This is a genomic window from Brevibacterium sp. HMSC07C04, from assembly GCF_001815905.1.
Lineage (GTDB): Bacteria > Actinomycetota > Actinomycetes > Actinomycetales > Brevibacteriaceae > Brevibacterium.
This window is the reverse complement of the sequence record NZ_KV823244.1, coordinates 78,038-104,151: the sequence shown is the minus strand read 5'-3', so window position 1 is coordinate 104,151 and position 26,114 is coordinate 78,038. Positions and strand designations below refer to the sequence as shown.

At 61.5% G+C, this 26,114-nt stretch carries 26 protein-coding genes and 4 tRNA genes; 9 read left to right on the top strand and 21 right to left on the bottom strand.

The features are described from left to right. Positions 1 to 2: 2 nt before the first annotated feature. From HMPREF3162_RS02810 to hrcA, 12 genes are all read right to left on the bottom strand, one after another. Positions 3 to 74, bottom strand: a tRNA-Val gene (locus HMPREF3162_RS02810). A 35-nt stretch (positions 75 to 109) separates the two neighbouring features. Further along, positions 110 to 181: transfer RNA gene (locus tag HMPREF3162_RS02805), tRNA-Val, on the bottom strand. Between the two features lie 12 nt (positions 182 to 193). Beyond that, a tRNA-Cys gene (locus HMPREF3162_RS02800) sits at positions 194 to 264 on the bottom strand. A 29-nt stretch (positions 265 to 293) separates the two neighbouring features. After that, a tRNA-Gly gene (locus HMPREF3162_RS02795) sits at positions 294 to 366 on the bottom strand. Positions 367 to 503: 137 nt separating this feature from the next. After that, positions 504 to 1,550 (bottom strand): cell division protein ZapE, encoded by a 1,047-nt coding sequence (gene zapE / locus HMPREF3162_RS02790; protein ID WP_070776900.1) that lies wholly within the window; start codon positions 1,548 to 1,550, stop codon positions 504 to 506. A gap of 73 nt (positions 1,551 to 1,623) precedes the next feature. Beyond that, a complete protein-coding gene (era, locus tag HMPREF3162_RS02785) occupies positions 1,624 to 2,559 on the bottom strand; it encodes a GTPase Era (RefSeq protein WP_070572488.1) in 936 nt (311 codons plus the stop codon). Beyond that, positions 2,556 to 3,815 (bottom strand): hemolysin family protein, encoded by a 1,260-nt coding sequence (locus HMPREF3162_RS02780; RefSeq protein ID WP_070572487.1) that lies wholly within the window; start codon positions 3,813 to 3,815, stop codon positions 2,556 to 2,558. Before HMPREF3162_RS02780 ends, era begins: the two co-directional genes overlap by 4 nt. Continuing rightward, the gene (gene ybeY / locus HMPREF3162_RS02775; RefSeq protein ID WP_070572484.1) at positions 3,816 to 4,292 is read right to left on the bottom strand and encodes an rRNA maturation RNase YbeY; all 477 of its coding nucleotides are present in this window, start codon (positions 4,290 to 4,292) and stop codon (positions 3,816 to 3,818) included. It abuts the gene before it with no gap. A 13-nt stretch (positions 4,293 to 4,305) separates the two neighbouring features. Further along, positions 4,306 to 5,139, bottom strand: a complete 834-nt coding sequence (locus HMPREF3162_RS02770; RefSeq protein ID WP_371089254.1) for a PhoH family protein — start codon at positions 5,137 to 5,139, stop codon at positions 4,306 to 4,308. 151 nt (positions 5,140 to 5,290) lie between these two features. Continuing rightward, positions 5,291 to 6,064: a 16S rRNA (uracil(1498)-N(3))-methyltransferase gene (locus HMPREF3162_RS02765; protein ID WP_070776846.1), complete on the bottom strand. Its 774-nt coding sequence runs from the start codon at positions 6,062 to 6,064 to the stop codon at positions 5,291 to 5,293. Then, positions 6,061 to 7,173, bottom strand: a complete 1,113-nt coding sequence (gene dnaJ, locus HMPREF3162_RS02760; protein ID WP_070776845.1) for a molecular chaperone DnaJ — start codon at positions 7,171 to 7,173, stop codon at positions 6,061 to 6,063. Before dnaJ ends, HMPREF3162_RS02765 begins: the two co-directional genes overlap by 4 nt. Before the next feature lie 87 nt (positions 7,174 to 7,260). Beyond that, positions 7,261 to 8,265 carry a heat-inducible transcriptional repressor HrcA gene (gene hrcA / locus HMPREF3162_RS02755; protein WP_070572478.1) on the bottom strand — a complete coding sequence of 335 codons (1,005 nt, stop codon included), beginning with the start codon at positions 8,263 to 8,265 and terminating at the stop codon, positions 7,261 to 7,263. Between the two features lie 247 nt (positions 8,266 to 8,512). On the opposite strand from hrcA, the gene HMPREF3162_RS02750 reads away from it, so the two are divergent. Both HMPREF3162_RS02750 and HMPREF3162_RS02745 read left to right on the top strand, forming a co-directional pair. Beyond that, positions 8,513 to 9,361 (top strand): DUF3097 domain-containing protein, encoded by an 849-nt coding sequence (locus tag HMPREF3162_RS02750; RefSeq protein WP_070776898.1) that lies wholly within the window; start codon positions 8,513 to 8,515, stop codon positions 9,359 to 9,361. Beyond that, on the top strand, positions 9,361 to 9,900 hold the full coding sequence (locus HMPREF3162_RS02745) for a GNAT family N-acetyltransferase (protein WP_070776844.1): 540 nt from the start codon (positions 9,361 to 9,363) through the stop codon (positions 9,898 to 9,900). Before HMPREF3162_RS02750 ends, HMPREF3162_RS02745 begins: the two co-directional genes overlap by 1 nt. Before the next feature lie 73 nt (positions 9,901 to 9,973). Here the strand turns inward: HMPREF3162_RS02745 and HMPREF3162_RS02740 are convergent, their stop codons facing one another. The 4 genes from HMPREF3162_RS02740 to HMPREF3162_RS02720 all read right to left on the bottom strand — a co-directional run bounded on the left by HMPREF3162_RS02740 (position 9,974) and on the right by HMPREF3162_RS02720 (position 13,056). Further along, on the bottom strand, positions 9,974 to 10,330 hold the full coding sequence (locus HMPREF3162_RS02740; RefSeq protein ID WP_070776843.1) for a DoxX family protein: 357 nt from the start codon (positions 10,328 to 10,330) through the stop codon (positions 9,974 to 9,976). Then, positions 10,327 to 10,875 carry a TetR/AcrR family transcriptional regulator gene (locus HMPREF3162_RS02735; RefSeq protein ID WP_256282666.1) on the bottom strand — a complete coding sequence of 183 codons (549 nt, stop codon included), beginning with the start codon at positions 10,873 to 10,875 and terminating at the stop codon, positions 10,327 to 10,329. The genes HMPREF3162_RS02740 and HMPREF3162_RS02735 overlap by 4 nt, the downstream gene beginning before the upstream one ends. A gap of 243 nt (positions 10,876 to 11,118) precedes the next feature. Then, on the bottom strand, positions 11,119 to 11,931 hold the full coding sequence (locus tag HMPREF3162_RS11625) for a hypothetical protein (RefSeq protein ID WP_141759535.1): 813 nt from the start codon (positions 11,929 to 11,931) through the stop codon (positions 11,119 to 11,121). A 231-nt stretch (positions 11,932 to 12,162) separates the two neighbouring features. Continuing rightward, entirely contained in the window at positions 12,163 to 13,056 is an 894-nt protein-coding gene (locus tag HMPREF3162_RS02720; RefSeq protein WP_218079082.1) for a LysR family transcriptional regulator, read from the bottom strand. 79 nt (positions 13,057 to 13,135) lie between these two features. On the opposite strand from HMPREF3162_RS02720, the gene HMPREF3162_RS02715 reads away from it, so the two are divergent. The 6 genes from HMPREF3162_RS02715 (at position 13,136) to HMPREF3162_RS11620 (ending at position 18,818) form a co-directional block, all read left to right on the top strand. Beyond that, complete coding sequence (locus HMPREF3162_RS02715) at positions 13,136 to 14,035, top strand: EamA family transporter (RefSeq protein ID WP_070574733.1); 900 nt, start codon at positions 13,136 to 13,138, stop codon at positions 14,033 to 14,035. Continuing rightward, a complete protein-coding gene (locus HMPREF3162_RS02710) occupies positions 14,032 to 14,685 on the top strand; it encodes an NAD(P)-dependent oxidoreductase (RefSeq protein ID WP_070574732.1) in 654 nt (217 codons plus the stop codon). Before HMPREF3162_RS02715 ends, HMPREF3162_RS02710 begins: the two co-directional genes overlap by 4 nt. Before the next feature lie 86 nt (positions 14,686 to 14,771). Further along, positions 14,772 to 15,758, top strand: a complete 987-nt coding sequence (locus HMPREF3162_RS02705) for an IS481 family transposase (protein ID WP_070776840.1) — start codon at positions 14,772 to 14,774, stop codon at positions 15,756 to 15,758. 480 nt (positions 15,759 to 16,238) lie between these two features. Then, entirely contained in the window at positions 16,239 to 17,144 is a 906-nt protein-coding gene (locus HMPREF3162_RS02700; protein ID WP_070776839.1) for a DUF2268 domain-containing putative Zn-dependent protease, read from the top strand. A gap of 190 nt (positions 17,145 to 17,334) precedes the next feature. Next, the gene (locus HMPREF3162_RS02695) at positions 17,335 to 18,339 is read left to right on the top strand and encodes an isopenicillin N synthase family dioxygenase (RefSeq protein WP_070776838.1); all 1,005 of its coding nucleotides are present in this window, start codon (positions 17,335 to 17,337) and stop codon (positions 18,337 to 18,339) included. A gap of 197 nt (positions 18,340 to 18,536) precedes the next feature. Next, a complete protein-coding gene (locus tag HMPREF3162_RS11620; protein ID WP_141759534.1) occupies positions 18,537 to 18,818 on the top strand; it encodes a hypothetical protein in 282 nt (93 codons plus the stop codon). Positions 18,819 to 19,186: 368 nt separating this feature from the next. Here the strand turns inward: HMPREF3162_RS11620 and HMPREF3162_RS02690 are convergent, their stop codons facing one another. The 5 genes from HMPREF3162_RS02690 to mobF all read right to left on the bottom strand — a co-directional run bounded on the left by HMPREF3162_RS02690 (position 19,187) and on the right by mobF (position 25,420). Then, positions 19,187 to 21,328, bottom strand: coding sequence for a DEAD/DEAH box helicase (locus HMPREF3162_RS02690; protein ID WP_070776837.1), 2,142 nt, complete (start codon positions 21,326 to 21,328; stop codon positions 19,187 to 19,189). Next, on the bottom strand, positions 21,304 to 22,188 hold the full coding sequence (locus HMPREF3162_RS02685) for a HamA C-terminal domain-containing protein (protein WP_083318877.1): 885 nt from the start codon (positions 22,186 to 22,188) through the stop codon (positions 21,304 to 21,306). Before HMPREF3162_RS02685 ends, HMPREF3162_RS02690 begins: the two co-directional genes overlap by 25 nt. A gap of 497 nt (positions 22,189 to 22,685) precedes the next feature. Next, positions 22,686 to 23,162, bottom strand: a complete 477-nt coding sequence (locus tag HMPREF3162_RS11980) for a hypothetical protein (RefSeq protein WP_070776836.1) — start codon at positions 23,160 to 23,162, stop codon at positions 22,686 to 22,688. A gap of 30 nt (positions 23,163 to 23,192) precedes the next feature. Further along, positions 23,193 to 23,315 (bottom strand): hypothetical protein, encoded by a 123-nt coding sequence (locus HMPREF3162_RS11975; RefSeq protein WP_256282620.1) that lies wholly within the window; start codon positions 23,313 to 23,315, stop codon positions 23,193 to 23,195. Beyond that, positions 23,315 to 25,420, bottom strand: coding sequence for a MobF family relaxase (mobF, locus tag HMPREF3162_RS11335; protein ID WP_256282619.1), 2,106 nt, complete (start codon positions 25,418 to 25,420; stop codon positions 23,315 to 23,317). Before mobF ends, HMPREF3162_RS11975 begins: the two co-directional genes overlap by 1 nt. Between mobF and HMPREF3162_RS11615 the strand changes: the two genes are divergently transcribed. After that, positions 25,404 to 25,664, top strand: coding sequence for a hypothetical protein (locus HMPREF3162_RS11615; RefSeq protein WP_256282617.1), 261 nt, complete (start codon positions 25,404 to 25,406; stop codon positions 25,662 to 25,664). The genes mobF and HMPREF3162_RS11615 overlap by 17 nt on opposite strands. The last annotated feature ends 450 nt before the right edge of the window (positions 25,665 to 26,114 follow it).

Here is a 26,114-nt window from a genome sequence, read left to right as displayed (position 1 = left end):
TGTGCGCGATACTGGGATCGAACCAGTGACCTCTTCCGTGTCAGGGAAGCGCGCTACCGCTGCGCCAATCGCGCCTGTTTAAGGCTATTCAGTTGTAGAGCGAACTCCGTGCGCGATACTGGGATCGAACCAGTGACCTCTTCCGTGTGAAGGAAGCGCGCTACCGCTGCGCCAATCGCGCCAGCCCTGTTCGAGGTGGCGACGGGATTCGAACCCGTGTATACGGCTTTGCAGGCCGCTGCCTCGCCTCTCGGCCACGCCACCAGAGGCGACCGCCATATCTGGCGAACCAGAGCGGATGACGGGACTCGAACCCGCGACCCTCACCTTGGCAAGGTGATGCTCTACCAACTGAGCCACATCCGCGCAGTGCACTTGTGAAGTTTTCCTTCGCGCCGTGCAACAGAACTAAACTTTACACACCCTTTGCCCCAAAGCCAAATCGGCGCACAGTGACGCTCGTCACCACGCGCCGATCGCCCTGCACGAACGCGGAAAGTCGGTCAGCTGCCGACCTGATCAGCCCCCTGAGCCGACTTCGACGACAGTGCCGTCATGCGCGAAAGACAGCGCATGTACTTCTTTCGGTAGCCTCCGCCCAGCATTTCCTCGGAGAAGATCTGGTCCAGGCGAATGCCGGAGTTCACGATCCCGATGTCTGCGTCGTAGAGTCGGTCCACCAGCGCCACAAAGCGCAGTGCGACACCTTCGTTGCCGATCGGTTCGACCTGCCTCCACGCCGCGAACTGAACACCGTCAATGAGCCTGCGGTACTTCGACGGGTGGATTCGCTGCAGATGCTCAACGAGGCCGGCGAAGTCATCTGCTGCAAGCGTCCGACCACTGCGCAGCAGACGATCTTCAGCAGTTTTGAGTTCATCTTCGCTCAAGGGCGCTGGCGGTTGGGTGATCTCGCGGTGACGGTAGTCCTCTCCGTCAATGCGCAGCACGTTGAACTGATTCGACAGCGCCTGGATTTCGCGCAGGAAGTCCTGTGCCGCGAAACGCCCCTGCCCCAACGCGCCGGGCAGGGTGTTGGACGTTGCGACGATCTTCGTGCCGGCGTCGGTCAGTTCGCGCATCAGGCGCGACATCATGACGGTGTCGCCGGGATCATCGAGTTCGAACTCGTCAATGCAGACGAGCTTCATCTTCTCCAGCTCGGCCTTTGCCGTCGGAAAGCCCAGAGCGCCGATGAGGTTGGTGTACTCAACAAAAGTGCCGAATGCTGCGGGCTTGTCCGACGCGTGCCACGCTGACGCCAGCAGGTGCGTTTTGCCCACCCCGTATCCGCCGTCCAGGTAGATGCCCTTCTCGGCTGGCTTTCCGCCCTTGCCGAAGAGCTTTTTGAACAGCCCTCCCCCGCCTCGGCCCGTGTTCGCAAAGGCCTGCAGGCTGTCACGCGCCTGAGATTGAGACGGCTGTGCCGGGTCCGGCCGGTAGCTGTCGAAGGACACACCTTCAAACTGTGGAGGTGGAACGAAGTCGCCGAGGAGTTCGTCGCGGTTGACGCGGGGATCACGGTCGGTGAGATGAACGGCTTGAGTCACGCGGGCAAGTGTAGCCCGGTGCGGCAAACACCGCGGACGTCAGCCCGTGCGCCCTCTTGCAGTGGCACTCCCCCTATTCGAAATCGAAGCCCAAGCGCCCAAGTGCCCGCGGGTCCCGCTGCCAGTCTTTGGCGACCTTCACGTGCAGGTCTAGATAGACCGGCGTTCCGAGAATGCCCTCGATGTGCTGCCGAGCTCGGCGACCGACCTCTTTGAGGCGGGATCCGCCTCGGCCGATGATGATGGCCTTCTGACTCTGCCGCTCCACGTACATGTTGACGTAGACCTCCATGAGGGGGCGGTCTTCCGGCCTGTCTTCACGGGGTCGGATCTCCTCAACCTGCACTGTCAGGGAGTGCGGCAGTTCGTCGCGAATGTCCTCGAGCGCGGCTTCGCGGACGAACTCGGCAATGAGCACCCGCTCGGGTTCGTCCGTGATGTCCCCGTCAGGGTACAGCGGAGGGCTCAGCGGCAGGTGCTTGGCGAGCACCTCGTCGACCGTGTTGACCTGGAAGTCATCGATGGCGGAGACCGGAACGATGTCGGCGAAGTCCATGAGGTCACCAGCTGCGGTCAGTGCCTCCACAAGCCCGGCGCGGTCGACCTTGTCGGCTTTTGTGACTATGCAGACAACAGGTGTTGAGCCCCTGGAATCTGCCAGCTGTTCGGCAATATAGCGATCCCCGGGACCGATCTTTTCGTCTGCTGGGATGCACAGGGCGATGACGTCGACGCTGCGCAGCGTGTCGGCCACCAGGTCGTTCAGGCGCGAGCCCAGCAGAGTGCGCGGACGGTGCAGGCCGGGAGTGTCAACGAGTACCAGCTGGTGGTTGTCCCGGTGGACGATCCCGCGGATGGTGTGACGCGTAGTCTGCGGCTTTGACGATGTGATGGCAATCTTCGTGCCGACCAGAGCATTCGTCAGGGTCGACTTTCCCGCGTTGGGGCGGCCGACAAAGCAGGCGAAACCTGCGCGGAAGTCATCAGGAACTTCGCGGAACAGACTCATTCTTCCTCCCGGGTGATGATGACGTGACTGATGCGGTGGCGGCGACCCTGGCCGGGCTCGGCTACCAGCCGCAGCCCGCTGATGACGGCTTCGGAGCCGGCGATGGGAACTTCGCCGAGTTCGCTGGCGAGGAGACCGCCGACGGTGGTGACGTCCTCATCTTCGATCCGCACGTCAAAGTACTCTGCAACATCTTCGATGTCTGTGCGCGTGGCAACGCGCACAGCCCCACCGTCAAGCGGAACGATTTCGTCTTCGTCCCTGTCGTACTCATCGGCGATTTCGCCGACGATCTCTTCGACGATGTCCTCAATGGTGACCAGCCCGGCGGTGCCGCCGTATTCGTCGACGATGACGACCATGTGCGTGGCTTCGAGCTGCATAAAGCGCAGAAGCGAATCCACGGTCTTCGTATCGGGCACAAAGGTCACGGGGCGGGCGATGTCGAGAGCCAGCTGGTCGCGATCGTCCGGGTGGGTGTGCAGGCGGCGGGCGACGTCTTTGAGGAAGACGATGCCGCGGACGTCATCGAGGTCCTTGCCCACAACGGGGATGCGCGAAAAGCCCGAGCGCAAGAACACGGTCATGGCGTGTTCGAGCGTGCTCTCGGACCGCAGGTACACAAGATCGGGCCGGGGCACCATGACCTTGTACGCCCGGGTGTCGCCCAGGTTGAAGACGCTTTCGATCATGTCTCGTTCATCGTCTTCGATGATGTTTCCGGCACTGGCACGGTCCACGAGGTCGCGCAGCTGTTCTTCGGTCACAAACGGACCGTCGCGGAACACTTTCGCCGGTGTGAGCATATTGCCCAGCCACACAAGAACGCGGGCCACCGGGCCGAGCGCTTGGCGCAGGCCGGACACCAGCGGCGCGGAGGCGAGCACCACCGTCAGGTTTTTGCGCCGCCCGATTGTCCTGGGCGACACGCCTGCGATCACGAACACGGCAACGGCCGATGTCAGGGCTGTCACGATCAGCGCTGTCGGCAGGCTGTCGATGAAGCCGGTAAAGCCCAGCAGGGTGAATACGACGGCGGCGGTTTCGAACAGCTGCCGCACAAAGGTCAGCACGTTGATGTGCGTGGGCAGGTCGTTCAGGATCCGCTGGGCCTGCGGGGCTGTGCGCTTGCCGTCTTCAGCGGCTTCCTCAACCTGGTGGTGGCTGACGGTGGAGAACGCGGCGTCAGCCGCGGCGAGCACCGCCGCAAGCGTCAGGCTCAGCAGCGCCAGCATAAAGTCCACGGCTATGTCCACTTATGACTCCGTAGGGATCGGCAGATGGGTTCGGCCCGGTTCGGTTCGAGCGAACCAGGCGCGGAGGACATCGGCCTGTTTGCCGAACATGTCCTGTTTTTCTTCGGGGGTTTCGTGGTCGTAGCCGGCCAGGTGCAGCACCCCGTGGACGGTGAGCAGCTGGATTTCGTCAGCTTGGCTGTGGCCGTTGGCCTCAGCTTGACTCTGGGCAACATCGGGGCAGATGACGATATCGCCGAGCATGCCGGACTGAGCGCCCGGCTGCAGTTCGTCCATTGGGAAGGACATGACGTCGGTGGGACCTTCGAGATTCATCCACTGAACGTGCAGCTGGCTCATCTGCTCAGTGTCGATGAACTGGATGGACAGTTCGACGTCCGGGTGGATCTGCAGCTGTTCAAGAGTGAGGGCCGCTATGCCGCGCACCGCCTCAAGGTCGATGGCCGCAGGTGTTTCGTTGTGGATTTCAATGCTCATTGCCGGTGCTGCTCTACGCCCATTCTTCATACGCCTGGACGATTTTCGTCACGAGTGAGTGGCGGACGACGTCCTTGGCGGTCAAACGGTGGAATCTGATGTCCTCGACATTGCCCAGAATGGACTGGACCACGTTGAGTCCGGAGTTCGTCCCGCCGGGCAGGTCGATCTGGCTGGTGTCACCGGTGACGACCATGCGGGAATTGAAGCCCAAGCGGGTGAGGAACATCTTCATCTGTTCAGGCGTGGTGTTCTGAGCTTCGTCGAGGATGATGAACGCGTCGTTGAGCGTTCGGCCGCGCATGTATGCCAGTGGGGCCACTTCGATGATGCCCTGGTCCAGCAGCGAGGAGATGCGCTCGGCCTCGATCATGTCGTGCAGCGCATCGTACAGGGGCCGTACGTACGGGTCGATCTTCTCATCAAGGGTGCCGGGCAGAAATCCAAGCTTCTCACCGGCTTCGACCGCCGGGCGGGCGAGGATGATGCGGGAGACTTCCTGATTCTGCAGGGCGCGCACGGCCATGGCTATCGCCAAGTAGGTTTTGCCGGTGCCGGCCGGGCCGATTCCGAAGGTGATGGTGTTTTCGCGGATCGACGTGACGTATTCATGTTGGCCGTACGTTTTGGGCCGCACGGTCTTGCCGCGAGTCGAGAGAATGTTGTCGGTCATGACCTTTGCCGAGTCCTGTCCGTCGTCGAGCATTCCCGCCACGCGGGACACGGCTTCTGGGTCCAGGCGGCCTCCGCTGGCGATGATTTTGCGCATGTGGCCGAACACTTCGGTCACGCGTGCCACGCTCGTGGGATCGCCGGTCAGCTGAATGGTGCGCTGGCGAACGTGGATCTTCACGTCCGGGAACAGCTTTTCGACTGTCCGCAGGTTCTGGTCCTGCGGCCCGTACAGTGCGATGAGGTTAACGGATTCGGGAACGGACAGTGCGGTGCTCTGGTCAGTGTCCAGGAGAGCTTCCTTTCCTCAGTTGTCTTCTACCAGCCTAGCCGTTGTCCGCCGGTCCCCAACGGCCCAGTTCCTGTTGGGTCAGGGCCAGTGCGATCGGCCCGGCCGAAGAGGCCCGCAGAACCGTGGGACCGAGCACCGCGGTGAGGGCTCCGGCTTCTTCCATCTGCTGGCGTTCAGCATCGGCTATGCCGCCTTCGGGGCCCACGACCACGTAGATCTCTTCGACTGTTCGCCTGCTGAGTTCACTGCGCAGGGTCTGCACAAAGGGCCGGGTTCCGGCTTCGTGCAAGACGATGACGAGAGCGCCTTCGCGGGCCTTCTGGGCCGCGAACGAGGTGGAGCTCAGCTGCTCGAGTTTCGGAAAGTTCACGCGGCGGGACTGGAGTGAGGCGGCCTGGATGAGATTGGCCCACTTGTCGTGTGCTTTGGCCGCTTTCGCACCTTTCCACTGGACGATTGAGCGCTGTGCTTGCCACGGCACGACGACGTCGACGCCGACTTCCACCGCGGTTTCAACTGCCGCCAGATCGCGGTCGCCCTTAGCCAAAGCCTGGATCAGACCCAGCCGCGGTGTGGGCGGCTGCTCGTGCTCCACCTCGTCGGCGGCGAGAACGGCGGCTTCTTTAGAAGCCGATTCAAGAACTCCGCGAACCCGCAGACCGGCCCCGTCGGTGAGTTCGAGCGCTTCCCCGGCCTTCATCCGGCGTACGGTCACGGCGTGGTGCAGCGCCTGTCCCGTAATCGGCACGCGCTGCCCGGGGCGAACCTCTGACAGCGGGGCGTCAGTGTAGAAGACCGGAAGCGTCACGACTTGTGGGCGAACCTTTCGCGGAAGCGGCTGAAGGCGCTCTTGGACTTCGTCTCCAGGCCGTGCTCAACGGTGTCTTCGCCGCGCATTTCTGAGAGCTGCTGGAGGAGCTTCTTCTGTTCGCCGGTGAGCTTGGTGGGCGTCTGCACGACGACCGTCACCAGCAGGTCGCCGCGGGTTTCTCGGCGCAGGCGGCCCGCACCGAGCCCTGCCAGGGTTTCGACCGTGCCGGTCTGTGTTCCCGGTTCGATGGTCAGTTCGCGCGGACCGTCAAAGGTTTCGAGTGTCACGGTGCTGCCGAGTGCCGCTGTGGTCATGGGCACGGACAGTTCGGCGCGCAGATTGTCGCCGTCGCGAGTGAACACATCGTGTTCGCGGACGGTGACTTCGATGTGGAGGTCACCGGCGGGACCGCCGCCGGGGCCGACTTCTCCGTGGCCGGACAGCAGGATGCGGGTGCCGTCGTGCACGCCTGCCGGAATTTTGACTGACAGAGTCTTCTCTTCGCGCACGCGGCCTTCGCCACCGCAGCTGTTGCACGGATCTTTGATGACATCGCCGTAGCCAGAGCAGTTGCTGCACACCTGTTGGGTGCGCATGTCACCCAGGATGGTCCGCTGAACGGTCGAAATGGTGCCCGCACCGTGGCACAGCCCGCAGGTTTCGGGTTTGGTGCCTTCGCGCGCACCGCCGCCGTGGCAGGTTTCACACGTGACTGCCGTCTGCACGCGGATGTCTTCTTTTCCGCCGAAGACAGCGGTTTCGAGGTCGATCGTGAGTTCCACGAGGGCGTCGCGACCGGGGCGCACACGCTGATTCGGCGGGCCTGAACGGCGTGGTCCTCCCCCGCCGAAGAAGGTGTCGAAAAGGTCGGAGAAACCGCCGAAGCCGCCAGCGCCAGCGCCAGCGGTGGATCCACCCATGTCGTACTGGCGTCGCTTGTCCGGATCGGACAGTGTTTCGTAGGCGACGGAGACTTTTTTGAATTCGTCTTCGTGGCCGGGGTTGACGTCCGGGTGGTGCTTCCGGGCGAGCTTCCGGTATGCCTTTTTGATGTCTTCAGCGGAAGCGTCTCGTTCAACGCCCAGTGTTTCGTAGTGATCGCTCACTGCTTCTTCTTTCGTTCAGATGCGTCTGCACAAGGTCGGGGATTCGGGGGTGCTGTCATTAAGTCATTGGTCAGGTCAGTCAGCCGGTCAGTCCGACAGAATGGTCGATACGTATTTCGCCACGGCTCTGACGGCTGCCATGGTGGTGGGATAGTCCATGCGGGTGGGACCGAGCACTGCCAGTGAGGCCGTTGTGTCTTCTGTTCCGTAGCCGGTTGCGATGAGCGACGCCCCTGCCAGCGCCTCAAAGCGGTTTTCGCTGCCGATCTGCACGGCAATGCCGTCGGCCTGCATATCTGCCAGCAGTTTCAGAAGCACAACCTGTTCTTCTATTGCCTCAAGCAGCGGACCCATGTGGGTGCCGAACTCACTGCCGGCGCGAGCCAGGTTTGCAGCCCCGGCCATGATGAGCCGGTCCTGACGTTTGCTGCGGGCCAGTTCAACCAGACGTTCGGCGATTGCGGTTGCCGTCTGGGCCAGTGATACGGGCACTGCGAGTGCACTGAGGGTGTCTTCGAGGGCATCCAGCCGCGTGTCTTCCAACGCCTCATTGAAGGCTCGGCGCATACCGCGGACATCGTCTTCGTCAATCGGGTCGAGTGCTTCGACTATCCGCTGTTCGACTTCGCCGGTGTCGGTGATGAGGATGACGAGGATGCGCTCTGGGCTCAGCTGAACGAGTTCCACGCGCCGAATGGTGGTCTGGGTGCGCACCGGATACTGGATGAGGGCTACTTGGTGCGTCAGCCGCGACAGCAGGCGGACGGTCTGGGCGAGAGTGTCGTCAATGCTCTGCGTGCTTGAGAGAATCTGGGAGATTGCCCGTTTCTCTGCGCTGGACAAGGGTTTGACATCGTCAATGCGGTCGACGAATGCCCGGTATCCCGCATCGGTGGGGATACGGCCGGCTGAGGTGTGCGGCTGCGCAATGAGGCCTTCTTGTTCGAGGGCGGCCATGTCGTTGCGGATGGTTGCCGAGGAAACGCCGAGCTTGTGGCGTTCGACCAGGGCTTTGGAGCCGACGGGCTCATTGGTGGCCACATAGTCTTCGACGATCGCCCGCAGAACTCTGCTGCGCCGCTCGTCGTTCATCCCGAATCGCTCCCATCCGCGCCCTGCCCTGCACGGGGCACATCGGGCGCTCGCTTTTGGCACTCTCACTCTTAGAGTGCCAATTCTAATGATGCGGGCACGTCTATACAAACGCCTGCTGCTTCTGGGGCTGGCGTCGGTTGCCTTTGGGACTGGTTCAGCACCGGTTCTGCGAGCAGTACACTGCGAGCAACACCACGGCGCGCTATGTTCTGTGCGACACCGGCGCAGGGCTATCGTGGTTCTCATGTCTGATCGCTATGGACGCGATGTCCTCTCCTCTGGCCGTACCCACCAACGACCCAAGACCCAGCGGGTTGAAATCAAGCGCGGAATGGTTGTGGAAGAGGTTCAGACCGGCTATGTCGGCGCCGTGGTGAAGCTGGAGAAGACCAACGGCGGTTTTCTCGTCCACCTGGAGGATCGTCGCGGCCGCACACAGGCCTTCCCCTTGGGCTTCGGCTATCTGCTTGAAGGCAAACCGGTCGAACTCGTGCGCCCCCGCCCGGCAATGCAGAAGCAGCCCGGCCGCACCGCCTCGGGAAGCAGAGCCGTGCAGACCAAAGCCCGGGTTGCCAGGGGCAGCCGGATTTGGGTTGAGGGAAAGCACGATGCGGAGCTGGTCGAGAAGATCTGGGGTGACGACCTGCGGATCGAAGGTGTTGTCGTCGAACCTCTGGGAGGTCTCGATGACCTCATGGAGGCGCTGGTCGAGTTCCAGCCGGATGCACAGCACCGGGTGGGGGTTCTTGCTGATCACCTGATCGAAGGCACGAAGGAAACGCGGATTGTCAGCGAGGTTGCCAGCCAGCCGTGGGCGGAGCACGTGAGGGTCACTGGCCACCCGTACGTCGACATTTGGCAGGCCGTGAAGCCGTCTGTGGTTGGGATTGCCGAATGGCCGCAGGTGCCGCGCGGAGAAGATTGGAAGCTCGGGGTTCTGCGCAGAATCGGCTGGCCGCACGAAGACCACCGTGACTCCGCCCGAGCGTGGCAGCGGATTCTCGGCTCAGTGAAATCCATTGGGGATGTCGACTGGACGCTGTCGGGCCGGGTGGAAGAGCTCATTGACTTTGTGACAGTCGGCAGGCACTGATGGCACCTGGCGCAAGTCGTTTTCTCGGCTCTGGAAAACTGTCCGGCGGCGGCGTGGTTCTCCGCGGATTCCGGCAGGGTGATGCGGACAATCTTTTCGCAGCCTGCCAGGACCCTGCGGTTGTCGAATGGACGCAGGTGCCACATCAATACACCCGCGACATGGCGCTTGACTGGTGCACGAACCCACCGGAACCATCGTGGGTCATAACGGCCCCGGGAACAGAGCACTCTGATCGCTTTTTAGGGCAGGTCAATTTGCGTGCCCACGGCGCTCATTATGTGTCTTTGGGATATATGACCGCCCCGTGGGCACGCGGGCAGGGATTCATGACGGCAGCAGTGCGACTTGTGACCGATTTTGCCTTTGCGCGCGGTGCACAGCGGGTTGAAATATGCGTCCACCCCGACAACGCCGCATCCCGGAGGGTTGCAGAGAAAGCCGGCTTCAGGTTTGAGGGCATGCGCCGCAATGGAGAGATCCTTCGCGGCGAGGTCCGCGATCTGGCGGTGTATTCCACCATCCCGGACAAGGTCTGAGTGTTCTGCCTGTGGATCATCAGAACAGCCTGTTGTTGCTGAGCCTGCGTGCGCCGAGACTGGTCGACCGTGTCTATAGAAAGCTCAATGCCAGAGTGACGCAGGACAGCACCAGCATCCCCAGGCAGTTGATCCAAAAGGCTGCGCCGGTGGCTTTTGCTCGGATGTGCCCCACGGCAGCGCAGAGGAAGTAGGCGATGACCCCGGCGTTGGCCGCGAAAGCAAGCCCGGGCACCCATATTCCCGCAATGAGGCCACCGGCAGCGAGCACCTTGATCACAAGCAGCGACCACCACCAGTTTTCGGGGAAGTTAACGCTGTGAAGACAGTCGCGGATGAATCGGACTGGCTTGATCGACAGGGCGACATCCCCAAGGAGGACAGCGGCCAGAAGCGTCGGCAGCATCCAGGACGTTGGGATCAGGGTCATGAGTTGCCTCCTGTATGTGGACAGATTGCCGCGAAGATGTCGCGCAGCTGAGTCAAGAACTGCTGTGCGGAGGTTTCAGGCGTTGCAGCCCATATGAATAGGCTGCCGATGTAGGCAGCGTGAAGTGCTTCGGCGCGTTTGACTGCTTCAGCCGCATTTGAGCACCCGCAGACTGTTATGACCTGCTGGAACACCGCGGTCAATCTCTGTGCGAGGTCTGTGAAGACCACGGATGCGTGTCGTCCACTGACGAGGACCGAGGCATAGGCCTGGGCGAGGCTGCGGCGCTCCTCGAACAGCGCCGCGAACGGCTCGACCACGGCGACTGCGTCTGCGCCGCAGCGGACATCGGCGGCATAGTTCTGCGCATCAGCATGGGCTTGACGTTCCGCAATAAGACCGTCGAAGAGCTCTACGAGCAGGGCTTCTTTGTCACCGACAGACATGACCGTTCCGGTACTCACGCCCGCATTCCGAGCGATGTCGCGCACAGTTGTCGCCTGGAACCTCCGTTCATGGAACAGACGATCCGCTGCGTCTAACACCGCGCGGCGGGTTTCATTGCGCGCCGAAGTGCGAACACCAGCCAACTAAACCTCCCTGAACATGTTCACTGAACACGTTCAGTATAGACTCACGGCCTCGTTCTACAACCTAGGCAATGCGACTTTCAGCATCAGAAGCAAGGGCATGCCACCGTGCCTCATAGAGAGAAGATCGGAGCACAGCCGCCAAGACGGGATAAACAAACCAGGATTTCTAGGTTTTCCTGGCACTGGTTTAACCCACTAGCCTCCGGCGGGCGGGTCGGGCAGAAGCGCAAGATGGTTCGGACTTTCAAGGGTCACCCAGGGCGTATCGTGTTTCGTCATCCTGAAAACACCCTCGACGATGAAGTGGAATGAGCCGCGGTCGCCAGGATTGAGATCAGCAAATTTCTTTAAGTACACTCGCCCGAGGACTTCGGCAATGAACTTTTCGCGTACCAGTACGGCAGGAAGCTCCTCTTCCCGATAGCCGCTGTTAATCCAGCCGTTTTGTGCCGCGACAACCGGACCCCACACAACAACACGTTTGCCAAACCGATGAACGTAGTGAGACACATGGGTGCAGGCTTCTTGGATGCTGCTCTGGGTTTTGTCCGATAGAGTCAATGGCATTGTCGACGCGCGAAATGATGGGTCATCTCGCAGTCGACGCAAAAGCGGCCGCAGACCGATAGAACTCGCATGCGTATGACGTTCCCCGCGCCGGGGATTGTGTCTGCGCCCCCGTTGCGTCACCGTTGGTCCTATTCCGTCAATGACGGAGGCTCTATCGGCTTTGGGGCCGTCAAGACGGAGCACGAGTTCGCTGGCATCGTTCCAGATCGCTTCATCTTCCCTCTTTTCGCCTTCAAAGACGGCCTGTTTGGTTTCCGGAGATTTTTCGGTGCAGAACGGGGCATGCTCATTGGAGTAGAAAAGGGGCGGCCTGCCATCGACACTGCGAGAGCGGAAGTGGACCGGAGCAGCACATGCATGGTCGGGGCAGGATAAACGTCCACGGAGCTCCTCTCGTTCACCAGCGCTCAACCGCGCATACTCGATGGCAACGATCAATCTTTGTCCGTCAACGCAGGCTGTGTGCATCAGCACTCCTCAGTCAGAGACTGCCAACATTAATGCGACCCTACCAAGCAGATAACACCGGCAAGATCATTTAACCAGCCCAACTGACTGATAATGAATAGCAGCAGAACGGGCTCTTGCGTTGTGTATCGGAACGATAAGCCTCATTACCGACAGCTCATTAGATGTACGGACCGGAGACGTTGATCGATGGGACCGGCATCAGCCGACCATGTGCAGGGCGATTGATTCCTTGACCTGTTCGATGAACGCCCGAGACGCGGGGCTCGGATTGAAAGAGCCCCACGCGACGTACTCGGCCCGGCAGGGTCCATCGGCCACGGGAACTGCTCGCAGCGCTGGGTTAGCCGGCACACATTCGACGGGCAGCAGGCAGACGCCCAACCCACGTTCGACGAGGGCGAGCATGAACTCGGTCGACATCGCCTCGAAGCCCACGCGGCGCTGAAGGCCTGCGGCAGCGAATGCCCGATCGCCTTGGAGTCTGCCTGGTGACCCGGCCGGGAAGTCGATGAACGTCTCGTCGACCAAGTCAGCCAGGGCCAGGGTGCCCGTGTGCGCTAGCCGGTGTTGTGACGCCATGACGGCGACGAGACGCCCTCGGGCGATCTCGTGCGCGGCGAGTCCGGACGCTGGGGCGACGTCGGCGTCCATGCCGAGAAAGGCCACGTCGAGTCTCCCGTTGCCGAGGTCGCGCATGAACTCATTGCTTCCCCCGCCCCGCACGGTGAGGTCCACGTGGGGATGGCTGGCGTGGAAGGCCGCGATGATGTCGGGCACGCTGACGGCTGTGACCGTCGGGATGACACCTACCGATAGGCTTCCGCGGACCTGGCCCACGGCCTCGGCAGCGACCGCCACGGCACGGTCGGCGGCTGCGAGGCTGGCGCGTGCTTCCGTGAGGAAGGCTTCGCCGGCGGCGGTCAGCTCCACCCGACGGGATGAGCGCACGAACAGTGCCGTGCCGAGTTCCTGTTCGAGGGCCTTGATCTGGTGGCTCAGTGCTGATTGCACGACGAAGCAGCGTTCTGCTGCTCGCGTGAAGTTGCGCTCCTCGGCGATCGCCACGACGTACCTGAGCTGTTGGAGTTCCACTAAACCATGATTGTAGGTCATTGTTTGAGTGAGAACAATGTGTTGGACTCACCGCTGGTGGGCGACTGACAATGGATCTATGAACACTTCTTCCCATGGGGCCCGCAGTTCGTTGCTGTGGACCTGTCTGACGGCGCTGGCCCCCGCTACGTGGGGGACAACGTACATCGTGACCACCCACCTCCTCCCAGCCGGACACCCCTTGTTCGCCGCGTTCATGAGGACGCTGCCGGCAGGGATCATCGCGGTGGGCCTGTCGAGGCAGCTGCCGCGCGGCTCGTGGTGGTGGAAGAGCTTCGTGTTGGGCGGTCTGAACATGGCCGCGTTCTTCCCCCTGCTGTTCTTGTCGGCGCAGCGTCTTCCGGGCGGGGTCGCGGCCACGCTGGGTGCGGTGCAGCCCATCATCGTTGCCCTGCTGGCCGTGGCTGTCCTCCACGAGCAACTCTCCGGCTGGCGCCTGGGATGGGGTGTCGTGGGTGTCGTGGGAGTGGCTCTCGTGGTCCTTGGGCCGAGCGCCGCCCTGGACCCGGTGGGTGTGGCTGCAGGACTCGGTGGCACAGGGGCCATGGCCACGGGCGTGGTCCTGACCAAGAAGTGGAAGCTCCCCCAAGGTGTCTCGCCCATCGCATTGGCCGGTTGGCAGCTGACGGCCGCCGGCCTTCTGCTGGCGATCCCGGCGCTGCTGGTGGAGGGGCCACCGGCAGTGATTTCCGGTCGTGGCTGGCTTGGGTACGCCTGGCTCGGCCTGGTCGGGGCACTAATCTCTTACAGCCTCTGGTTCACCGGCATCCGACGCCTGCCCGTCACGTCCACAGCCCTCCTGGGACTTCTCTCGCCGTTGGTCGCCGCCCTGCTCGGCGTCCTGATCGCGCACGAACACCTCGGAGCCGAGCAGTACCTCGGCTTCGCGATCGCCCTGGCCGCCATGGTCTGTGGCCAGCTCCCCGCACCCACCCATCGTCGAAAGGACAATTCATGAACATCACGGTTCTCGGAGCCACCGGCATGGCCGGCGCAGCGATCGCGCAGGAGGCCACACGCCGCGGCCACCACGTCACTGCCGTATCGCGGAACCCACAGGAGACCAACGACCCGCATACCACCGTCACTCGTCTCGATCTGACAGACCTCGAGGCACCCTTGCAGCCCGTCCTGAACGACGCAGACGCCGTCGTGCTCACCGTGCGCATGGCCCCCGGCGACGAAAGCCGTGTGGCTCCGCTGACCAGCCGTGTCCTCGACCACGCCGCCGTCGCGGGGGTCCGGGTCTTGGTCGTGGGAGGAGCAGCGCCCTTGCGCTCACCTCACGATCGAGAGTTGCTCGTCCTGGACGACCCCGCCTTCGTGCCGACCCAGTGGCGTGACGTCGCGTTGGCCAGCCTCGACCAGTTCAACGCGTGTACCGAACATCCGAACCAGAACTGGATCTATCTGAGTCCGTCGGCAGTCTTCGAGCCCGGACAGGGAACCGGCGCCTATCGCCGTAGCGGTGACACGCTCCTCATCAACCACGATGGCACGTCGCGGATCACCCCTGCGGACCTGGCCCTAGCGGTGCTCGACGAGCTCGAGCAGCCCAGCGCCGTACATCACTTCACCGCCATCGAGCTGGCAAAGGGTCTGGCCTAGGGCCAGCGGTCCACAGAGGAACCCACGCTAACAACCGTGAGGGGGTCGAGCTATCGGCCCCCTCCGTCTATTCCAAGGGGACGCTCTTGCTCCACGCCAACGCAGCACTGACCCCGCGCCACCGCTTGATCGTCGGCCAGCTCGTGGTCGACCAGGGCTGGCCGATCAGCGAGGTCGCCGCCCGGTTCCAGGTTTCCTGGCCCACTGTGAAGCGCTGGGCCGACCGCTATCGCGCCGGCCAGTCGATGCAGGACCGCTCGTCACGGCCGCATCACTCGCCGAACAAGACCAACGCGAAGACGACGAAGCGCTGCATCCAGCTCCGTCTCCGTCTTCGAGAAGGACCCGTGCAGCTCGCTTGCCGGCTGGGGATCGCTCCGTCGACGGTTCACCGGATCCTCGTCGACGCGCACCTGAACCGGCTTTCGCATGTCGACCGGACAACCGGGGAGCCGGTCCGCCGCTACGAGCACGGCCACCCCGGGGCGATGCTGCACGTCGACGTGAAGAAGCTCGGCAACATCCCCGACGGCGGCGGCTGGCGCTACGTCGGCCGCCAGCAGGGCGAGAAGAACCGCGCCGCCACCCCGGGCAAGCCCAAGAACAAGTACAGCGACCCGTTGATGGGCAAGGCCTACGTCCACACCGTCATCGACGACCATTCCCGCGTCGCCTACGCCGAGATCCACGACGACGAAACCGCCCTCACCGCCACCGCGGTCCTCGTTCGGGCCGTCGAGTGGTTCAACGCACGCGGGGTGACCGTTGAGCGGGTCCTGTCCGACAACGGCGGCGCGTACCGCTCACACCTGTGGCGAGACACCTGCCACGAGCTCGGCATCCGGCACAAGCGCACCAGGCCCTATCGGCCGCAGACCAACGGGAAGATCGAACGCTTCCACCGCACCCTGGCCGACGGCTGGGCCTACGCCCGCTGCTACACCAGCGAGACCGAACGCCGCGGAGAACTCGACGGCTGGCTGCACTACTACAACCACCACCGGCCCCACACCGCTTGCGGGAACCAGCCGCCCTTCTCACGCTTGACCAACGTACCCGGTCAGTACAATTAGAGAGCACAGCCAGACTACGAACTGCGGCGAGTTTGCACATTCCACTCGCATCTGTACTGGCAAACAGCAACGTGGTCAGGGACGAGCACAGAGGACTGCGGTACACAGCAGCGACCATCTCTTATTCCCGCACAACTAAGTAGGGTGGCTGAAGGTACCCCTGGTTGAATACAGTCACCCAGTCGGGCGAGTAATTGGCGCAGGTTCGCGAATACTCAGCGGCGACCTTGCTGTTCTTCGAACCGGGCTTCCAGGCGGCAGCTCCTAAAACTTCTTAGATTGGACCTTGTGAAAGACGGTCTGTACTTTCCGACGATTCAGCTCACCGACTGTTCTGCAACTGATGTCACGACCAGTTTTCAGATCTGGTTCAATGAGAGGCAGTCCTTACCAGAATCGGTGCACAGCTGTACTGATCGATCGCGCGGATCTTCTCGCCCAGTTGACCCTGCCGCAACGTCAGGCTTTAGCGTCAGCTGCATGACAATCTCAATGATCGACAGTGCCGCCAAGATGCGCGCCATGCTGGACTGCCCTCCCGAAAGATGGCAGGAAGCTGCCCGCCGACTGTGGGAACCCATGAGCGGCATGTACTTTTTCAATCCCGGCGAACTTGACTTGGCTGCCGTCCACCGCCAGAACTTCGGCTTTGGCCCGGAAACCCCACGCCAACAAATGGTCGATGCGCTGTGCAGGCTGGAAAAGGCCGATGCATGGCACCGCATCGAAGCGGCCCTGGCACAGGGTGCGGCCGATCTGGCTGCTGCAAACCCAAGTCTGCGGATTCCCGACGTGACTGCGCTGCTGGTTCTTGGTGACCCAACGAACCGACACTTCACGGACGAGCTCAAAGGCCTGTCAGCCTTTGGCGGGATCAGCGGATACATCGCGATCACGCTCTGGCCGACCGACGAAGTCCTCAACCGCCTGGAAGCGATAGCCCTTCACGAACTCCACCACAACGTCCGCTACTCACCTGGAGGCATCATGTGGAACCCACAGACAGTCACTGTTGGGGAGCACGTCATAGCCGAAGGGCTTGCGGATCTTTTCGCCGCCCACTCCTATGGTGACCGCGGCTATACGCACTTTGTTGCTGACGAGACCAGGACGAGCGACGAGGTGCTGCAGCGTGTGGTCCACGGGCTCGAAGTGCCGGGCATGCAGGACTTCGCCGCATGGGTTCTAGGAGACGCAACCGCTCGTTTGTTCGGCTCTACGCCGGTGGGCCTGCCCACCGGGGCCGGATATGCCGCAGGAACCCGCATCGCGCAGACCTATCTGGACACGACCGGCCGCACTGCAGCAGAGTGTGTCAGCACACCGGCTGAGGAAATCTTAGACGTGGCCTTGCCGCAGTTGGGCCTAGAACGGCACGGCAATTGACTCAAGAGTCGTGCTGGCAAAGCCTGCTCGATCGGTTGCAAGCCGTCGCACACTGTCAAAGACCGTCATGAATCGGCCCCAAGATGACGGAATCTTTCTTGCCGTGACAGCGGAACCGCGGCAGGCACCTCGTCAGTGTCTAGCGTCGGCAATGACCAGAAATCGACATACAGATTGCCGAGGCAAACCCATGACCACCACGCAGCTTCCCATCCTCGACCTCAGCCTGGCCGACGATCCTGCAACAGCCGAGCAGTTTCGTGAAGATCTGCGCCGGGTCACACACGAAATCGGGTTCTTCTACCTGACCGGGCACGGAATACCCGCTGAGGACTTCGCACAGATTCTCGAGGTCTCACAGAAGTTCTTCGACCTGCCGGAAGAAGAGAAGCTCGCAATTGAGAACACACATTCCAAGCACTTCCGCGGGTACACCCGCACCGGCGGTGAACACACCCGAGGTGTTGTCGACTGGCGCGAACAGATCGACATCGGCGCTGATCGTCCCGCCATTGCCGAACCGGAACACGACTACGACAACCTGCGTGGCCCCAATCAGTACCCGGAGTCACTTCCGGAGCTCAAAACCATCACCGACAGCTGGTTTGAACAGCTCACAGCGGTCGGCGACAAGCTGCTGCGCGAATGGGCGCTGAGCCTGGGGCAGCCGGCTGACCACTTCGCACCCGCATTTGCGAATGAGCCCGAATCGTTCATCAAGATCGTCCACTACCCGGCTGCCGTTGATGATTCCGTCACGCAGGGTGTGGGCGAACACCGCGATGCGGGCACCCTCACACTGCTGTATCCACAGCCGGGGACCTCAGGGCTGCAGGTGCTGACAGCTGATGGGTGGATCGATGCCGAGCCGATTGAGAACACGTTCGTCGTCAACATCGGCAAACTGCTGGAAGTGGCCACCGACGGCTACCTCAAGGCCACCCTCCACCGGGTGCTGCCGACCAAGCCCGGTGAGGACCGGATCTCAGTGCCGTTCTTCTACAACCCAGCACTGAGCGCACAGCTGCCTGCCGTCAGCCTCCCGCCGGAACTTGCATCTCAAGCGCGCGGCGTTTCAGTCGACGAACTCGATGTCCTGCACACCGTCTACGGCGACAATGCCTTCGCATCCCGCCTGCGCAGCCACCCCAATGTGACCGAGAAACACTACCCCCACCTCGTCGGAGCACAGTGACGGGTTATGTGGAGGTGCCTGTTCAGGCACCAGGCGATAAATTGGCGGCTAATAGGCCGATAAATTGCCTGGTATAGAGCCGATAAGTTGACGGTTATCTCCTCGATAAATCGGCGGTTAGCCGTCTTCACGCATAGGGATGCAGTCGTATTTCGGGCGCGGGTCGGTTGTAAGTCGCCCGTGATACAACGAGATGCATGAAGCTCCGCAGACGCCGCACCACCTACCTCGAAGTCGAGGGGCATCGCTTTCGCGTGGTAGCTACCCCGCGGACACAGCACGTGCATTGGCTGACGTGCCCGAGCGAGGAGTTTCCCAGCGGGTACTCATCGAGTGCATACGTCGCGGCGAACAGCAGATTCACCTATTGGATCGAGACGATGAAGCTGATGTTGTTCGGCCCCCTGCCAACTGATGAGCAGCTGCGCGACGAAATTGCGGATTGGCTGTCGTTCGCGCTGTCCGAAGAAGACGACTAGCCGGGATTTTCAGGCGCGGGGTGCGCCCTGAATATTCGTTTCAGGGCTACCTCGTGGACGCGGGCGGACTCAAGCCGAACACCTGGCAGAGGTTCGAGCGGCTCGGTTCTGCGTGGCAGCAGGCGAAACTCGGTCCTGGCAATGAGCGGCGAGGTGCCGTTGAGGACGAGTCCGTAGTCGTAGTGAACCCTAGGAGACGAGCTAGAACACCGCTGACTAACAGCCGAGTGGACGCTATTAGAACTGCCCGAGCTAATGGCGAGAGCATGGTCTCGGCCTGTCGACGCTTCGACGTACACCGGATGACTGTTTGGACGTATACAAATGGCAGTCACAGGGCTTCGAGGTAACCATGCAGTCTCGACAGGCTACAGGGACTCAACAAAGTCCTCCAGCAGCGATGCCTCGAAAGCCGTCAACGCAGACACGTCCCGGGCCGCGACTGACGTAATCGCGCGCAACATCTCATCGAGCGTCTGAGCGCCTCCCAGACTTCGCACAAGCTGTCGTGACACCTCAAGCGGAAGACCATACTCTTCAATAGTTGCAAGGTGAGGAGCAGAGAACATGTTCTCCACCCGTGCAGCAAAACCATCGAAAGAACCGGCGCTCAAGCCCCGTTCTCTTAGCACTGCGCCGGAGATCACGCCGAGTGCACGCAACGATGCTGGGAAGTTGTGGTCGAGCCAGTACCTCACAAAATCGAACGCAGCCTCGATACGGTCATCTACCGTCCCACGATCATCATTTGAGTCATCAACAAAGCTCGCAATGATATCTTTCATGCGCCCTTCCGCCAGGGCTGCTTGATTGACTCTGAATGCGAGCTGTCGCGCACTATAGGCCCCATGTCCCACGTGGTAATCCGGCGCGATGTAATCCCAGATCAGTTGACAAGCGAGGCTCAGCTCTTCCCAATTGGGGTAAGACGTTGACCACTGAAGCTGCCGGAGCGTGGACACAGGAAGCGTCCTTAGGTGGTTAGCTAGCCGAGCTATCGACTCCGGCTCAACCCCCTTAACCTCGCGCAAGACCTCCACATCGAGGCGCGCATCCTCTAGGACGGGCGTCAGACGATCTCTCGTCTGCTCGCTCCAGTCTTCTTCCTCGATCTGCACGAGAAGCGATCCCGGAGCAGACTCACTCTGAGTTACACCCGGAATGTCAATGCTAGGTAGCTCTCGTCGCGGCTCATCATGGAAAAGGTATATCTGTCCCACGAAGTGCTTGAACATGCGACCTACACGACCCTTAATGTTGGCAAAGGTGAAGTAGTTGTACGCCCTGTTTGCGATGTTGCGGTCAAGGATGATGATTCGTTTGGCACGCGTGTTGACACCCTCTATAAGCGAGTTGGTACAAATCAGCACATCGAGATCGCCCGATTCAAATCCCTGGACAACCCGCTGAGCCAACCACCGAGGCAGTCTGCCGTGATGCACCCCGACTCCAAGGCGAAGCGCCTTGGCCACTATCCATTCCAAGTGATAGTTCTCTTCAATCCATGCCGCCGCTTCCGGCAGACCTGAAGCGGCCTGCACACCAACGCTCCTTAGAGAGATGATCTCTTCGAGAACCTTACGAATTTTTTGAGGAGATTGGCAGTAGACAAGAGTCGATTCGCACTCTGCACCGACCAAATCCACTGTACGTGCAATTCTTTCGGCGTCATTAGATGCTTCGATCCGTATCGTATCGGTGGCCACAGTTGAAAAGTTCGTACGTATGAACGACGCCTTAAAGTTCTCGGGCAGCAAGTCCGATAGACCCTCAACAACCGGCCCGGCGAAGTAGAACTGTGCTCCCGTCCGAATAAGTCTCAGAAAAGCTTGGTTAAGAATAGATGACCTTTGATCCAAGAGGCCATCTTTCTCATCGGCAAGCTTATAAAACTCGTCAATGAAGAATAGATCGACGTTAGGAAGCGTGGGGACTGCGAGCAACCTTTCCTGGGTCATTACCAGAATGTTCCGGTCTTCAAAATCCTGGTTCGGGTGCGTGACAATCTTGTACCCCTCGTACCGCGACAACCTACGTCTAGTCTCATCTAGAAGAGCAATGGTAGGCACAATCACGACGATGTTCCGGTAGTTGCCAGTCTCCACGAGTGCATCGACCACCACGCTCTTGCCGAAGCTAGTCGGCGCCGAGAGAATGACGTTCTCTCCCTCGACTAAGCGATGGAAGACCTGAGATTGGATGCGGTGGAAGATGGTCTTCCGATTAGCATTCGGACGGTTCATCTCCATAACGACGGCGTCTCTGAGTGCGACCCCGCTCGAATAGCCGACGATGTAGGGGTAGAGTCCGTGTTGGATCATCAGGCTTCGGAGGATCTCGCCGTATTCACCGTCACGATCGAAACGATCAAGCGCGCGTATGACGAGTTCAGTGCTCTCGCCACCCACACCATGCACTGCGCTGAAGGATGCGATGTCCGCGATTAACTGAAACGGTTCCGCATTTGACTGGTGTAGGCGGGCAATTAAATCTTGGTAGTTGACTGCCACCCCTTCAACCTCCTATCGAATGCAGATGTGAGTGCGGACTTAGTACTCATCGGGAAATAGATCACATGTGCTCGAATCTTCCGGGGAAGCTTCCATTTACTGTATCTTCTGCTCAGGCTGCCCCAGTGGGACTGCACTTCCGCCTGGAGGTCGGCAATGTATGCCTCTGTGTTCTCCAAATGTTCGCCCGCCGCGTCGCTGTCGTACGAGATAAAGATTGGAACGACGACACTCTTGAACGTTTGATCCAACGAAGTTTCGCGCGAAAGAAGTTTGATTAACTTCTCGCGCTGAGGATAATCTTGCGGGATCTTGTCAGAGATCGCCGCAAACTCGTACTTTAAGTAGTCTCGACTCAAGTGCAATTTGAGCTCGTCATGGATTGCCGTCGCTGCATTGTAGCTGTCCTCATACAGTTTCGATTCTCCAAGCCAAAGCTCGATATCGGCGCCATCAGACGACTCGACTACGTGTGCGCAGTCGAATCCCTTTACGGTATCGTTTGCGGCATCCTTGAAATAGATCCTGGAGATGAGTCGAGAGCTTAGGAAAAACTTCCGCAGAATGATGTGGAGAAGTAATTCGCCAATCTCACCGCGCTTCTCATAATCGATGGTCTTATAGACACGGCTCAACGCCTTGCCGAGCAGGGCCACGCCGTTCGCATGGTTGTATCCGCTTAACTCTTTCGCTGGAAGAATCCAGTCGGCAGCCCAAGCGACAAGATCGAAGCTCAGATCCTCCGACCGCCATGCCCCGTCCTCGAATCCCGCACAAAACACAGAGGCTGGCAGCAGTTTATCAGCATGCTCGACTACAAGTTCGAGAACAGTCGCGGGAGTTGAGTTACTACCTGTCATGTTGATCGGGTAGCGGCTTCAGGATCGAAGCCGCTAGGTGCCAAATCTTTCATGAGTTCTCTCCTTCTAGGCGGTACACAGGTCGCCAGTCGCGTGCCGGTCCCCGAGAGCCTCAAGTCTATCGTACTGCGGACTCTCGTTCCCTTGATCCGGCGAACTGAAGCAGGCCTCCTGTCCGGCGCGATCGAGCAATACGCGCGAAGGGCCATCGCTCGTCGACTCTGCAACGACAAGTGCAATCCGCCGCCGACAGTCGGCTCTCTTCGCGCTGCGTGGTCGGCCCCGGTTGGCCTGGCGAGCAGCCTGAGGCGAGTAAGTGCGTTGTGAGCCGCACGGCGTTCAGAAATCTCGATAGTCGTCGTCTCAGCTTCGTCGCCACCTAATGGCGAAGTGGCCGAGATGTTGTGTCGGTGCCTGTAGAGCGCGATGGTGGCGGCGTGCGCCTGCCACCGCTCTCGCCCTTCGGGTCGCGAACTTGGTCGCCCGTGCTGAGCCACTCATGCGTCTCCCCCGTCCTCGGAGTCCTGTAGGAGTTGGCGCGCGGCAGTCTCGATGAGTTCCTGCCGCTGAGCGAGGGCGGCCCACATGCCGTCTAAGATCGGCTCTTCGGGTGTAGGAATGAGTCCGGCGACGCGCGCTCTGGCTCGCTTGCCGGGCCGGAGCTTCTGAGTGGCTTGGTCGAGCATGGTGGTGAGCTGCGCGGCGGGGTCAGCCTGGTCCTCGCCAGGCGTGAGCCTCGGTGCGAGCGCGGTGAGAGCGACGGCGGCGTGATTACCAGTTGCCTCGTGTCGGGCGAGGACGGCTTCGAGGCGTTCGTAATAGGGACGGGTGAACAGGTTGTCGGCCACGTCGTCGGGGAACGGTGCGACATCTAGTAGCGTGGACCCGCGGTCGGTCTGTGCTTCGCGGGCGAGCACGTCGTACTCGGCGAGCAGTGTGGACAGCGATGCGTGACGGTCTACCTCGAGCGTCAAGGTTTCGGTGGCGGAGAGGTCGGCGTCGGTTCAGGCGAGTACTTTGGCGAGCCGATCTGTCTCGGTCAGTGGCTCGGGTTGGTCGAGATGCGCCTCGATTTCGTGTGCGTCGGGCACGATCAAGTAGGCGTGGTTGCGGAGCTTGCCGCGCATCATCGCCACATAGAACAGTTCCCGCGACGACGCTTCGGGTCAATGAGCGCATGCGCGGTATCGACGCGGGCTCCTTGGGCACGGTGAACCGTGGAGGCGTAGCCGAGTTCGAGTTCCTCACGTACGTACTTCGCGGGCAACACGAGGGCCTTGCCATAAGGCTGGTCGCCGCGCCCTAGGCGTCGCACAGCGAGCGAGCCGTCGTCGTAGCGGCGGGTAACTTGCCAGCGGTCACTGTTCTTGGCCCACGTCCTGCCGGTGCTCAGGCGGCGGTCGATGAGCCGGGTGACGGCGAGATCGCCGACGCTTGCGGTGGTGCCATTGTGCAGATGCAGGCCGTCTGCCTCAACTTGTCCGGCTTCGATCAGGTCAGCGCGGGCGCATTCGTTGAGCTGGGCGACCATCTCACCTATGCCCGCGATCATCAGCGTGCGCAGCCCCTCGTCACAGTCGGTGCGCCATGCCTCGTAGATCGCATCGAGCATCGTCTCGGCGTCGCTGTCGAGGAGCCTGCCCCGCGCCTGGTACTCGTCGGGCGCATCCGTGTTTCCGTGCCGCAGGCCGAGGCTGGCGGTCTTCTCCCACTCGTTGGCGAAGCGCCGCACATCAGTGAGTTCGGGAACCTGATCGCGGTGGCGGACGAGCATCCCGAACGCCCCGCCGGTCTCCATCGCCGAGAGTTGCGCCCAGTCGCCGATGAGGACGACCTTGGCTCCGACCGCGGCGGCGTGCTCGGCGATGCGATTGAGCGCGAGGGTTCCGGCGAGGGAGGACACATCAACGAGCACGAGCTGCCCGGTTGCGAGGTTCCAGCGCCCGTAGTGGTGTTCGTAGCGGACTTTCGCGGTGTTCTCCGCCCGGACAGCGAGCGAGTCGCTCAGCACTTCGGCGGCCGCCGCCGACGGTGCGAGGCCGATCACTGATTCGCGCCCGTGCGCTGCTGTCCATACGTGATGGAGCGCGCGGAGTGCGGTGGTTTTGCCGGAACCTGCGGGGCCGATGAGCATATCGAGGGTGAGCCCGGAGCGGGCGATGCGGGTGATGGCGACGGTCTGGTCGGGGTCGAGCTGGACGCCCCGGATCTTGCGGAAGGTATGCCGCGCGACGAGCCGCACCGTCAGAGCTGGCCCGCCAATGCGCTGGCGGTGCGTGAGTAGGCGCTGCTCGGCGTCGAGGATGTCTTGGCTCGAGTAGGCGGTCTGATCGACCGGCTGGAACCTGTTGCCCTCGCCAACAATGTAGTGGGCTGGCACGGCCCGGTCGTAGTCCGGGGTGATCCGGAGCGATTCGGCTTCCGCTTGCGCGACGATCTGATCGAGCACTCGGACTCGGTCGTCGGGAGTCGCGAACCGGACGCCCATGAGCTGCCATATCGTCTCAGCATGCAGGTTCCATCGCCTCCAGGTTGCACGCGAGTTCGCCACATCGATCAGCACCACGGAGGCGAGATCCTCGATCTGCTGCAGCTCGAGATCGTCCGCACGTAGCCGGGCTTCGGTCACACCCCGGTCGAGCAGATGCTGCGCCCAAGCGGGAGCGTCCTCGCCGAGCACGACCTCGGCCCACGCACGCCAGTCGGCGGTGAAGTCGGCCAGCGAGTGCAGTTCTTTCTCGGGCCTCGTTTCCAAGGCCGCCTGCTGCCGGAGCTTCGCAATCGTCGCCGCTGAGGGTCGCCGCCCGTGCTCAGCGACGTACTGCTCGATCGGCCGGTTCTTGACCTGCTCGATTCCCACCACTCCGTCGATGCTTCCGGTGGTGCGACGCGAGAACTCCGCGATCAACGCCGCCGGAACGCCCTCGATCTCCCACCCGGTGTTTCGGTCTTTCCCACGGTCGACCGCCGTCCAGGTCACGCCGAGCAGCCGCGCGGTGTGGTCGGTGGCGAAGGCGTTGTCCAACTCCGAGAGAACGACAGCCGCCTTGTGCAGTCGGCGAGAGTCGAGGGTGCGCCAGCGTCCATCCTCGCCCTGGGCCTTGTTTGATACCACGACGTGCGTATGTAGTTGCGGGTCTGCCGCTATGCTGTCGTAATGGTCGAATACTGTGGCGATCACGCCCACGATCGGCATCTGCGCGATCAGCGTTTGCGTGCCCGCATCGGCCACGCTCCAGAGCGCGCTGACCGACTCGGGCGGGGAGAACGTCAAGTCGAACCCTGCAACGGCTCTGCGCGCACAGCTTCCGGCTGTAAAGCTGCCGCCGGAACTCGCATCGGAAGCCCGCGGGGTTTCGATTGATGAGCTCGACGTGCTGCACACCGTGTACGGCGACAACGCGTTCGCCTCACGCCTGCGCAACCACCCGAACGTCGCCGAACGCCACTACCCGCACCTGATCGGAACGCAGTGAGCGGCGCGGAGGAGGTGTCTGTCCAAGCGCGGATTTCCCCAGCGGGTACTCTTCGGGCGCATACGTCACGGCGAACTACAGATTCACCTATTGGCTCGAGACGCTGAAGCTGATGTTGTTCGGCCCGCTGCCGACTGATGAGCAGCTACGCAACGAAATTGCCGACTGGCTTTCGCTCACGCTCACCGAAGAAGACTGACCGAGGTGCCCGGGGTTGAGTTTACCTGTAATCCTCCCCTCGGCTTCTCGTTTCAGCCGCGGCTTGTATTCAAGGCCGCGGCTGAAACGAGGAGCCGAGGGTGTCTGGTTTCAGGACATCGTTCACCCCTGCCGCTGGGAATCGGCCTGCGGATGTCTCACGACATCGTTCCCACCCATATGCGGACGGCCCGACACCCTTGAGCCGGGTTCTGCGTCTTAGCAACAACTGCTGACGGGAGTTTCTGTTGC